This is a genomic window from Bacillus sp. LR_5, assembly GCF_042709275.1.
In genome coordinates, this window is sequence record NZ_JAVAXX010000226.1 from 1 (window position 1) to 10721 (window position 10721).

The following is a 10721-nucleotide window of genomic DNA, read 5'->3' on the forward strand; positions in this document are numbered from 1 at the left end:
CTGGCTCATGCAGCGGGCACAGCTGACACCTGAGAGAATCGCTCTCATTTATAGAGACCAAACCGTGACATTTGCAGAATTATTTGCTGCGTCTAAACGAATGGCGGCACAGCTTGCCGCTCATTCGGTTCGGAAAGGGGATACTGCGGCTATTTTGCTCCAAAACCGTGCGGAAATGGTATACGCCGTTCACGCTTGTTTTTTGCTTGGTGTTAAGGCGGTGCTTTTGAATACGAAGCTGTCAACACATGAAAGGCTGTTTCAGCTGGAGGATTCGGGATCCGGCTTTTTATTGACAGATTCAAGCTTTGAGAAGAAAGAATATGAACACATCGTTCAAACGATTGATGTGGATGAACTGATGAAAGAAGCAGCAGAGGAAATTGAGATCCAGGCTTATATGCAAATGGATGCAACGGCAACGCTGATGTATACGTCGGGTACGACAGGAAAGCCCAAGGGAGTTCAGCAAACGTTCGGAAACCATTATTTCAGTGCGGTGTCGTCCGCTCTTAATTTGGGTATAACAGAACAAGACCGCTGGCTTATCGCATTGCCGCTCTTTCACATCAGCGGCTTGTCCGCATTATTTAAATCTGTGATCTATGGAATGACTGTCGTGCTTCACCAGCGTTTTTCCGTAAGCGATGTGCTGGATTCTATCAACAGGCATGAAGTGACAATGATATCTGCGGTGCAGACTATGCTGGCCAGTCTTTTGGAAGAAACAAACCGCTGCCCTGAATCCATCAGATGCATTCTTCTCGGCGGCGGTCCTGCACCGCTGCCATTGCTTGAGGAATGCCGTGAGAAAGGATTCCCTGTCTTTCAGTCATATGGAATGACAGAAACATGCTCGCAAATTGTTACCCTGTCGCCGGAATTCAGTATGGAAAAGCTCGGATCTGCGGGGAAACCGCTGTTTTCGTGTGAAATCAAAATAGAGCGGGACGGACAGGTATGTGAACCGTTTGAACACGGTGAAATCATGGTCAAAGGCCCGAATGTCATGAAAAGCTATTTTAACCGGGAGAGCGCAAACGTAGCCTCTTTTCAAAATGGCTGGCTGAAAACAGGTGATCTTGGTTATTTGGACAGCGAAGGCTTTTTATATGTATTAGACAGACGTTCAGATCTGATCATTTCTGGCGGAGAAAACATTTATCCGGCCGAAGTGGAGTCAGTGCTGCTTTCACACCCCGCTGTGGCCGAAGCCGGGGTTTCAGGGGCTGAAGACAAAAAATGGGGGAAAGTGCCTCATGCCTATCTTGTCCTTCACAAGCCTGTGAGCGCAGAAGAATTGACTGCCTACTGTAAAGAACGCTTGGCGAAGTATAAAATTCCGGCGAAATTCTTTGTGCTTGACCGCCTGCCGCGCAATGCGTCTAATAAGCTCTTGCGAAATCAGCTGAAGGATGCGCGTAAAGGAGAACTGCTATGATCGAAATAGAAAAAATCACGCTTTACCATTTGAGCATGAACTTAAAGAAACCGTTTAAAAACAGTATCGAAACGCTTCAAGAGCGTAAATTTCTGATCGTGGAAGCCATTGATACATCAGGTGTCACAGGCTGGGGAGAAGTTTCCGCTTTCTCTTCGCCTTGGTACACCGAGGAAACCATTGGAACATGTTTGCATATGCTAAAAGATTTTTTTATCCCAAATGTCGTCGGCCGTGAATTCAATCACCCTTCAGAAGTGCCGGACAGCCTGGCGCGGTATAAAGGAAACCGGATGGCAAAAGCGGGACTTGAATCGGCTGTATGGGATATTTATGCCAAAAAGAAGGGCGTATCCCTTGCTGAGGCATTGGGCGGAACAAGAGATAAAGTCCCTGCCGGGGTGGTAGTCGGCCTGGCGCCTCTTGACGATATGCTGAAGGAAATTGAGAGCTATCAAAAAGAAGGTTATCAAAGAATAAAAATTAAAATTCAGCCTGGGCAGGATGTGGAATTGGTCAAGGCCATCCGCAGCCGATTCCCAAACATCCCGCTTATGGCCGATGCCAATTCCTCTTACGAACTGAAGGATATCAGCCGTTTAAAGGAGCTTGATGACTATCATTTAATGATGATTGAGCAGCCGCTCCAAGCTGACGATATCGTTGACCACCGCCACCTGCAGAAACATTTGAAAACGGCCATTTGCCTTGATGAGAGCATTTGTTCAGTTGATGATGCGAGACGGGCGATTGAGCTAGGAAGCTGCAAAATTATTAATATAAAACCTTCTCGTGTCGGCGGCTTAACAGAAGCCTTAAAAATTCATGATTTATGCAAAGAGCATCATATGCAGGTTTGGTGCGGAGGAATGCTGGAAACAGGCATATCAAGAGCGCAGAACGTGGCGCTTGCTTCACTGCCTCAATTCACAATACCTGGCGATATATCTTCATCCTCACGCTATTGGGATGAAGATATTGTAACTCCTGATATTCGTATTGATAATGGATTTATTTCTGTGTCAAAACAGCCTGGTTTAGGGGTTGAGGTAAACCAAGATATTATGCGAAAATATGTGACCAAAATGGATGTTTTCACACAGCATGGTTAAGAAAAAAGCATTTTGCTATTTTGAATAAATGACACTGTGCTGTTACAGTAAAAGTGTTCGTTGAATACATCCCTTCTCGTTTGGACCGGCTGCTGACCCAGCCGGTTTTTTTATGTAAATCAGCTTGACAAAAATGGCCAAACGCGATAATTTTGCATAAGGGAAACTTTTTGTCCTGTGTAAATAAAACATGCTTTTGGCTAATTTAATGTCACATGTCTAAGAACCGACAACATAAGATAAAACAATCGGACATTGATGGCAAAGAGGAGGAGAAATATGAGACAAGGGCTGATGGCAGCAGTACTTTTTGCGACCTTTGCTTTAACGGGATGCGGAACGGATTCAGCCGGAAAAAGCGCTGATCAGCAATTACAAGTGACAGCGACAACATCTCAAATTGCCGATGCAGCAGAAAACATCGGAGGTAAGCATGTAAAAGTCACCTCTTTAATGGGACCGGGGGTTGATCCGCACCTTTACAAAGCTTCCCAAGGTGACACGAAAAAATTAATGTCTGCCGATGTTGTTCTGTACAGCGGGTTGCATTTGGAAGGGAAAATGGAGGATGTCCTCCAAAAAATCGGCGAACAAAAACAATCGGCGGCAGTAGCTGAGGCCATTCCGAAAAATAAGCTTATTCCCGCGGGGGAAGGCAAGACGTTTGATCCCCACGTCTGGTTCAGCATTCCGTTATGGATCTATGCGGTGGATGAAATTGAAGCGCAATTCAGCAAAGCAATGCCTCAGCACGCAGATGCCTTTCGGAAAAATGCCAAAGAGTACAAAGAATATTTGCAATATTTAGATAAGTGGTCGCGTAAGGAGATCGCACATATTCCGGAGAAAAGCCGTGTGCTTGTGACTGCTCATGATGCGTTTGCGTACTTTGGGAATGAGTATGGATTTAAGGTAAAAGGCCTGCAGGGACTCAGCACAGATTCGGACTATGGATTAAGGGATGTTCAGGAGCTGGTTGATCTTCTGACAGAAAAACAAATAAAAGCTGTGTTCGTAGAAAGCAGTGTATCTGAAAAATCAATCAATGCAGTGGTGGAAGGCGCTAAAGAAAAAGGCCATACAGTCACAATCCGCGGTCAGCTTTATTCGGATGCCATGGGTGAAAAGGGCACAAAAGAAGGCACATACGAAGGAATGTTCCGCCACAATATCAACACGATTACTAAAGCGCTTAAATAAAGAAAAGAGGTGGAGGATATGTTCCCTGTTGAGCTTGATAATGTGACGGTTGCTTATCATAAAAAGCCTGTACTGCAGGACATTTCGCTGCAGGTGCCTGAAGGAAAACTTATTGGCATTATCGGCCCAAACGGCGCGGGAAAATCAACCTTGATCAAAACGATTCTCGGTCTTGTGCCCCGTACTTCCGGAGACATCTCTATTTACGGCAAAGACTATAAGGATCAGCGGACCAGAATCGGATATGTTCCGCAGCGCGGCTCGGTTGACTGGGATTTCCCCACAAGCGCGCTCGATGTCGTCCTAATGGGAAGATACGGGAGAATCGGTTTATTAAAGAGGCCAAAGAAAGCGGATGTGGAGATGGCGAAGGCCGCATTAACAAAAGTCGGGATGCTTGATTATGCAAAGAGGCAAATCAGCCAGCTGTCAGGCGGACAGCAGCAGCGGGTGTTTCTTGCCCGGGCACTCTGCCAGAACGCTGACATTTATTTTATGGATGAACCGTTTGCAGGTGTCGATGCAGCGACGGAGCGCGCGATTATGACGCTGTTGGCAGAACTCAAAGAAAAAGGAAAAACCGTGCTTGTCGTCCATCATGATCTGCAGACCGCCGAGGATTATTTCGATTGGATCTTACTGCTTCATTTAAGAAAAATCGCTTTCGGACCAGCGGAAAACGTTTTTACGATCGAAAACCTGCAAAAAACATATGGAGGAAGGCTTACGTTTTTAAAAGATAAAGTGCTGGCAGAAGGACATAAGGAGTGAGCGCAATGTTTGAAAGTTTGTGGCTGCAGCTTCAGCATCCGAATACACAGTGGGTGCTGGCCGGTACGCTTTTGCTCGGGACGGCAAGCGGTGTTTTGGGCAGCTTTGTGCTGCTGAGAAAGCAAAGTTTAATCGGCGATGCGATGGCCCATTCAGCTCTGCCGGGAGTGTGTCTCGCTTTTCTGTTCACCGGGCAAAAATCACTGCCTTTCTTTTTGCTGGGGGCAGCGCTCGCCGGACTGCTCGGAACGTTTTGTATTCAGCTGATTCCTCGGCTTTCAAAAACAAAGGAGGACTCGGCGATCGGGATTGTTCTTTCTGTGTTTTTTGGCGTCGGGATCATTCTGCTGACATATATTCAGCAACAGGGGGCGGGAAGCCAAAGCGGGCTTGATTCTTTTTTATTCGGCCAGGCTGCTTCATTGGTCAGGCAGGATATCATCCTTATTGCAGGGATATCCGCTGTTCTACTGCTCCTATGTATTGTTTTCTTTAAGGAATTTACATTGATTACTTTTGATCTCGCGTTTGCAAAGGGATTAGGAATCCCGGTGCGTTTTTTAAACGGGCTTTTGGCTTGTCTGATTGTCTGTGCTGTCGTCATTGGGCTTCAGACTGTTGGTGTGATATTAATGGCGGCTATGCTGATTACACCTGCCATAACCGCGAGATATTGGACCGAACGATTAACCGGGATGATCATCATTGCCGGGATTACAGGCGGGGTCAGCGGAGTGGCCGGAACCCTGCTTAGCACCACGATGAAGGGAATGGCGACAGGGCCATTAATGATCTTATCTGCAACGCTGCTCTTTCTTTTTTCAATGATTTGCGCGCCTAAGCGGGGATTGGCTGCTAAAGCCATAAGGCTGATGAGGCTGCGGCGCAGAACAAGCAGGGAGCAAGTGCTTTTGGCGATTTATGAACAGTATGAAAAGAAAAATCTTTGTGTAACTGTTGAAAGTGTAAGAAAGAAAAGACGCCTATCCCCTTCATTATGCCTTAAGGCATTAAATGACTTGGAACAAGAGAGGTGCATTGAGCGTATCGAAAATGGGATTTGGCAAATCACAAGCAAAGGGATTGAAAAAGGCTATCACACAGCTTTGAAGCAGCGGCTGTATGAAGTGTATCTCATGCATGAAATGGAACTTGCCAATATAGAATCCGATCAGGACTACTTTGACCCGGACCGTTTACCGAGAGAAACGAGAGAGCGGCTTTATTCACTCTTAAAGCTGTATGGACGGATGCCTGAGCTTCGAAAAGTGTCTCATGATGCCGAGAAGGGACAGATCGCGAATGAGTTTTGAAGCATGGATTATAGCTACCGGTGTATTAGTCGGTGTAAGCTGCGGATTGATCGGCACATTTCTTGTACTGAGAAGCATGGCGATGCTGACCGACGCAATCAGTCATACAGTGTTGCTTGGCATTGTCGGCGCTTTTCTAGTGACGGGAAGTCTCGATGGGATTTATATGTTTATCGGCGCAGCCGCAACCGGTCTGTTAACGGCTTTCTTGGTTCAGCTTCTTCATAGCAAGGGGGTTCAATCAGATGCTGCCATAGGAGTTGTGTTTACATCCTTATTTGCAATTGGGGTTATTTTGCTTTCTGTGTATGGAGCGAATGTCCATCTCGATATTGAGCACTCGTTAATGGGAGAAATCGCTTTTGTGCCGTGGAATACGGTGACGGTATTCGGGGTTGATATTGGGCCGAAAGCGTTTTGGATGCTGGCATCTGTTCTGGTTTTAAACGTAGTGTTGATCAGTGTGTGCTATAAGGAGTTTAAAATCGCTTCGTTTGATCCTCAAATGGCCTTAGCCTTGGGAATACCGGTTTTGCTCATTCATTACGTGCAAATGGGCATGCTGTCCCTGACGACTGTTGCTTCCTTTGATTCGGTGGGTGCTGTATTGGTTGTGGCCATGCTGATTGTTCCGCCTGCTGCGGCACATTTGCTGACAGACCGGCTTCTTTATATGCTGATTCTCAGCGCGTTGATTGGCGGGCTGTCGGCGGTCATGGGCTATTTCTTCGCAACGTGGCTTAATGTTTCGATTTCAGGAGCGATGGCGGCCATGACAGGTGTATGTTATGCAAGCGCCTTTTTGTTTTCACCTGCAAACGGGGTCATAACTAAAAAGCTGAGAACACTCAACATGCAAAAAGAAAGAGCTGGCTGACGCAGCTCTTTCTTTTAATTACAAATCATGCGGCTTAAACGTTTTGCAGTCTGTTTCCCGGCTGTTTTCAGCCGTTTCACCAGTATGGCTGACAACATAAATGGCATCAGCGGTGCATTTGTTACCTTTGCCCCAATAAGAACAGTTGTTGACCTCACATAGAATTTTCTGCTCCATGCCATCCCCTCCTTATAAAGGTTCTGGATTAGTATAGCCGGCTGGCTTGCCCTCTATTCCTCCTGGCGGATATAGCGTTTATCTCGCATAAACATTTTCCAGAAGAAAAAGAAGCCCGGAAATAGAATGATAAATGCAACGATATACGTTGCAAACAGCGCTCTGAACGTTGCTGGCTCTGTGAAGCCTGACATGACTGTCACATCGGGATAAAGCATATACGGAAGATGCGCCCGCCCGTACGCGTAGCTTGCGAGAAAATACTGTATCCCAATCGCAACAAGTGCGAGACGCGGTTTTCCGATGTTTTGACCAAAGCTTTTGTTAGGCAGAAAAAGAGCGATTCCAGCAATGACAAATGTGATGAACGATGCAATAATCCAAGTAAAATCATTCATCATTCCGCTGTACAGCCAGTTTGCTTCATTCCGCATAGTTACCATAATGCATACAGCAAACAACAGTGAAATCGGGCCGGTAATCAGGGCGCTTTTTCTGTAGGCTCGGTACGCATCCTGTTCCTCTGCCACATTTGAAACATCTGCAAGCAGCAGCGAGGACAAAAATAAGGTGCTTAAAATCGCAAACCCGATAAATGAATAGGCGTTGGGGCTTGAAAAGATTTTAGACATATTTAAGTTATAGATTCCATCCGTTTTTTCTATAAACCCTCCGTGTGTCACAGGAAGCACCAAAATTAAAATAGCAGGAATGATAAAGCCGGAGATGCCGGAAATATATCTTAGCGTTTTCCGCTCCTTTGCTGTATTTGAAAACACGAGAAATCCGCTTCGAATCGCTAAAAGCAGTAAAATCATGCTTCCGGGAATTAATAAAACGGTGCCGAGCACAAATGTCGCGCCGGGGAAAAAACTGAAAAGCGCCACGACGATGGCCACAATAAAGACATTTGTGACCTCCCAAGTCGGGGACAAAAAGCGATTCGCAATATCGGTGGCCTTCATATGCTCCTTGTTTAAATAGATCATAGACCAAAATCCCGCTCCAAAATCCATTGTCGCCATGACGGCGTAAATAAACACAAAGCCCCAGATAATTGAGATGGCGATCAGAGCGTCAGTTGAAATCTCCATTTGTCGATCTTCCTTCCATTTGGTTTCCTGTTTGCGGAGCCATTACGACTCCGCTGTATTTAAATCTTCGTCAACCGGGTGCTTGCGGAAATAGTACAGCAGCACGTAGACGACAGCAGCGCCTAACACGGCATAAACAAATGTGAAAAACAAGAAGAGCACTCCGATCGAACCAGTCGTTGTTACGACATCCGATGTTTTCAGCAGATGATAGATGACCCAAGGCTGCCTCCCCGTACAGGCGAAAATCCAGCCGAATTCAATGCCGATAAGACTAAAAGGCCCTGCTGTCATGAAAATGACCAAAAGCCACGTCGGGAAACGGTCTTTCTTGAGCACCTTTCTCCAGACCACACCGATGATGGAATAAAGAATCAACAGCATGCCTACTCCGACCATCGCATTAAACAGCGTGTGAATAAAAAGCGGCGGCCATTCATCTCTAGGAAATGCATTCAATCCCTTTACAACAGTGTCAAAACGGTTCGCTGCCAAAAAGCTTAAAGCCCATGGAATCTCGATAGCCCATTTTACTTTTTCTTCATTCGGGTCGGTAAAACCGCCGATAGCGAGCGGGGCGTGGGATCTTGTTTCAAATAGGCCTTCCGCACCGGCTAATTTTTCGGGCTGGTATTCGTACAGCATCTGTGCAGATTCGTGTCCGTTCAAAGCGGTCAGCAATGAAAAAATACCGCCGATCGTCAGTGCGAGCAAAAGGGCTTTCCGGTGAAAGCGATAGACCTTTTCCTTTTTCCTCGTTCGGATCATTTTATACGCCGCAACAGAAGCCACGATAAACGCACCAGTCATAAACGCGGACAGCACGACATGGCCGGCAGTGATAAAAAAGCTAGGATTAAAAAACGCAGCCCACGGGTCAACATCTGTAATTTTTCCGTTTAAAATTTTAAAACCGGCGGGCGTACCTTCAAAAGCGTGAACATTCGTGATCAGAACAGCGGATGCTGCTGCCCCGACTAACACAAAGAAAACAGCAACAATCCTCATTGCAGGTGACAAACGGTCTGCAGCGTATACATAAATCGACATGAATAGGGCTTCAACAAAAAAAGCATAGATTTCAATTTGAAATGGCAGGGACATCACCCGGCCGATGACTTCCATAAATCCCGGCCATAAAAGCGCGAGCTGAGTGCCCGCGATCGTTCCGGTCGGTATGGCGACCCCCAGCAAAACGGCTTGTGCTTTCGTCCATCTTTTCGCCATGATCGCATAATGGTCATCTTTCGTTTTTTGATAGATCAATTCCGCCACTAAAATCATGAGCGGGAGACCGACTCCAAGTGTTGCGAAAATAATATGAAAGCCCATTGTCGTGCCAAAGAGGCTTCTGGCCAAAACTAAATCATCCACAATCGTAAACCACCTTTCTAAAAAGACGTTCTGTATGTATTTTGGGTTTATTATTTGCTTCCTCGGTTAGATTATTCTTCCTATTCTTAAATGCCATGAGGTTTACGATGTGAAAACAGAGGGAAGGATATAAGAAGATTGACAAAACGTTTGTAAGGTTATAAAATAAAACGTAATTATTACGATTTATTGAAAGGAGATTCACATGAAAGAAGGAATTCATCCGAAGAACCACAAAGTGATATTTCAGGATGTCAACAGCGGCTACCGTTTTCTCAGCACCTCTACGAAAACATCTAATGAAACAGCAGAGTGGGAAGACGGAAACACATATCCTGTCATTAAAGTAGAAGTAAGCTCTGACACGCATCCGTTTTATACTGGCCGCCAGAAATTCAATGAAAAAGGCGGACGAGTTGAGCAGTTCAAAAAACGCTATAACATGGGGAAATAAGGCAGACCAGAGGGTTTGTCTTTTTTTATTATGACGAATAAACAAGGGTTGTGATATATTGAAGAGTAAAAAGAATAGAAAGGGACAACGAACATGAGTCTTCTAAATGATATTCTCGAATTTAACAAGACATTTACTGAACAAAGAGAGTATGAAAAGTATCAAACATCAAAATTTCCAGATAAAAAAATGGCGATTCTTTCTTGCATGGACACTCGTCTGGTTGAACTGCTGCCGCATGCGATGAATTTGCGAAATGGTGATGTGAAAATCATTAAAAGTGCCGGTGCGCTTGTGACACACCCATTCGGAAGCATCATGAGAAGTATACTCGTCGCAGTGTACGAGCTGAATGCAGATGAGGTGTGTGTGATCGGGCATCACGATTGCGGCATGAGCAAAATCAGCAGCAAAAGCATGCTTGAAAAAATCAAAGCAAGAGGGATTCCGGAAGAACGCATCGAAACAATAAAGTACTCCGGTGTAGACTTTGATCAATGGTTTAAAAGCTTTGATTCAGTGGAAGCGAGTGTGAAAGACAGCGTAGATGTTATTAAACATCACCCGCTGTTCCCTGAAAACGTTCCGGTCCATGGCTTAGTCATTGATCCTAAAACCGGAAAACTGGATCTTATCGTAAACGGTTATAACAATTAATGTTTTTGTTTCTTTTCAGGAACGGGATCGACTCCTCCCGGATGGAACGGGTGGCATTTCAAAATCCGTTTGATTGTCAGCCATCCGCCTTTTAAAGCGCCATGTGTTTTAATCGCTTCGATTCCATATTGGGAACAGGTCGGATAAAAGCGGCACGTTGGCGGTGTCAGGGGCGAGATGAATTTTTGATATCCTCTGATCAGAGCGATGAATAGGGTTTTCATGTTTCTTCAGCAACCTTTCTGATGCAA

Annotated in this window: 12 protein-coding genes; 8 read left to right on the forward strand and 4 right to left on the reverse strand. The window is 45.5% G+C overall.

Annotation, left to right across the window (positions count from 1 at the left end):
- The 6 genes from RAC86_RS28830 to mntD form a co-directional block, all read left to right on the forward strand.
- The coding region (locus RAC86_RS28830; protein ID WP_377886305.1) for an o-succinylbenzoate--CoA ligase at window positions 1–1441 on the forward strand (1441 nt) is incomplete at its 5' end.
- Window positions 1438–2553 carry an o-succinylbenzoate synthase gene (menC, locus tag RAC86_RS28835; RefSeq protein ID WP_003229057.1) on the forward strand — a complete coding sequence of 372 codons (1116 nt, stop codon included), beginning with the start codon at window positions 1438–1440 and terminating at the stop codon, window positions 2551–2553. The genes RAC86_RS28830 and menC, both read left to right, overlap by 4 nt.
- Before the next feature lie 279 nt (window positions 2554–2832).
- Complete coding sequence (gene mntA / locus RAC86_RS28840) at window positions 2833–3753, forward strand: manganese ABC transporter substrate-binding protein/adhesin MntA (RefSeq protein WP_377886306.1); 921 nt, start codon at window positions 2833–2835, stop codon at window positions 3751–3753.
- Window positions 3754–3771: 18 nt separating this feature from the next.
- Complete coding sequence (mntB, locus tag RAC86_RS28845) at window positions 3772–4524, forward strand: manganese ABC transporter ATP-binding protein MntB (RefSeq protein ID WP_033884535.1); 753 nt, start codon at window positions 3772–3774, stop codon at window positions 4522–4524.
- Between the two features lie 5 nt (window positions 4525–4529).
- Window positions 4530–5837: a manganese ABC transporter permease MntC gene (gene mntC, locus RAC86_RS28850; protein WP_377886307.1), complete on the forward strand. Its 1308-nt coding sequence runs from the start codon at window positions 4530–4532 to the stop codon at window positions 5835–5837.
- The gene (mntD, locus tag RAC86_RS28855; protein ID WP_377886308.1) at window positions 5827–6714 is read left to right on the forward strand and encodes a manganese ABC transporter permease MntD; all 888 of its coding nucleotides are present in this window, start codon (window positions 5827–5829) and stop codon (window positions 6712–6714) included. Before mntC ends, mntD begins: the two co-directional genes overlap by 11 nt.
- 18 nt (window positions 6715–6732) lie before the next feature.
- Here mntD and RAC86_RS28860 read toward each other — a convergent pair whose 3' ends face one another.
- Genes RAC86_RS28860 through RAC86_RS28870 form a run of 3 tightly spaced genes read right to left on the reverse strand, consistent with a single transcriptional unit; the run spans window position 6733 to window position 9359 of the window.
- Complete coding sequence (locus RAC86_RS28860; RefSeq protein WP_003229069.1) at window positions 6733–6891, reverse strand: DUF1540 domain-containing protein; 159 nt, start codon at window positions 6889–6891, stop codon at window positions 6733–6735.
- A 53-nt stretch (window positions 6892–6944) separates the two neighbouring features.
- On the reverse strand, window positions 6945–7985 hold the full coding sequence (locus tag RAC86_RS28865; protein ID WP_377886309.1) for a cytochrome d ubiquinol oxidase subunit II: 1041 nt from the start codon (window positions 7983–7985) through the stop codon (window positions 6945–6947).
- A gap of 42 nt (window positions 7986–8027) precedes the next feature.
- Window positions 8028–9359, reverse strand: coding sequence for a cytochrome ubiquinol oxidase subunit I (locus tag RAC86_RS28870; RefSeq protein ID WP_003229073.1), 1332 nt, complete (start codon window positions 9357–9359; stop codon window positions 8028–8030).
- 205 nt (window positions 9360–9564) lie between these two features.
- Here RAC86_RS28870 and RAC86_RS28875 point away from each other — a divergent pair, with 205 nt between their 5' ends.
- Both RAC86_RS28875 and RAC86_RS28880 read left to right on the forward strand, forming a co-directional pair.
- Window positions 9565–9813, forward strand: a complete 249-nt coding sequence (locus RAC86_RS28875) for a type B 50S ribosomal protein L31 (protein WP_003219346.1) — start codon at window positions 9565–9567, stop codon at window positions 9811–9813.
- Between the two features lie 93 nt (window positions 9814–9906).
- The gene (locus tag RAC86_RS28880; protein ID WP_003229074.1) at window positions 9907–10470 is read left to right on the forward strand and encodes a beta-class carbonic anhydrase; all 564 of its coding nucleotides are present in this window, start codon (window positions 9907–9909) and stop codon (window positions 10468–10470) included.
- Here RAC86_RS28880 and yidD read toward each other — a convergent pair.
- A complete protein-coding gene (gene yidD / locus RAC86_RS28885; RefSeq protein WP_003229076.1) occupies window positions 10467–10694 on the reverse strand; it encodes a membrane protein insertion efficiency factor YidD in 228 nt (75 codons plus the stop codon). The genes RAC86_RS28880 and yidD overlap by 4 nt on opposite strands.
- Between the last annotated feature and the right edge of the window lie 27 nt (window positions 10695–10721).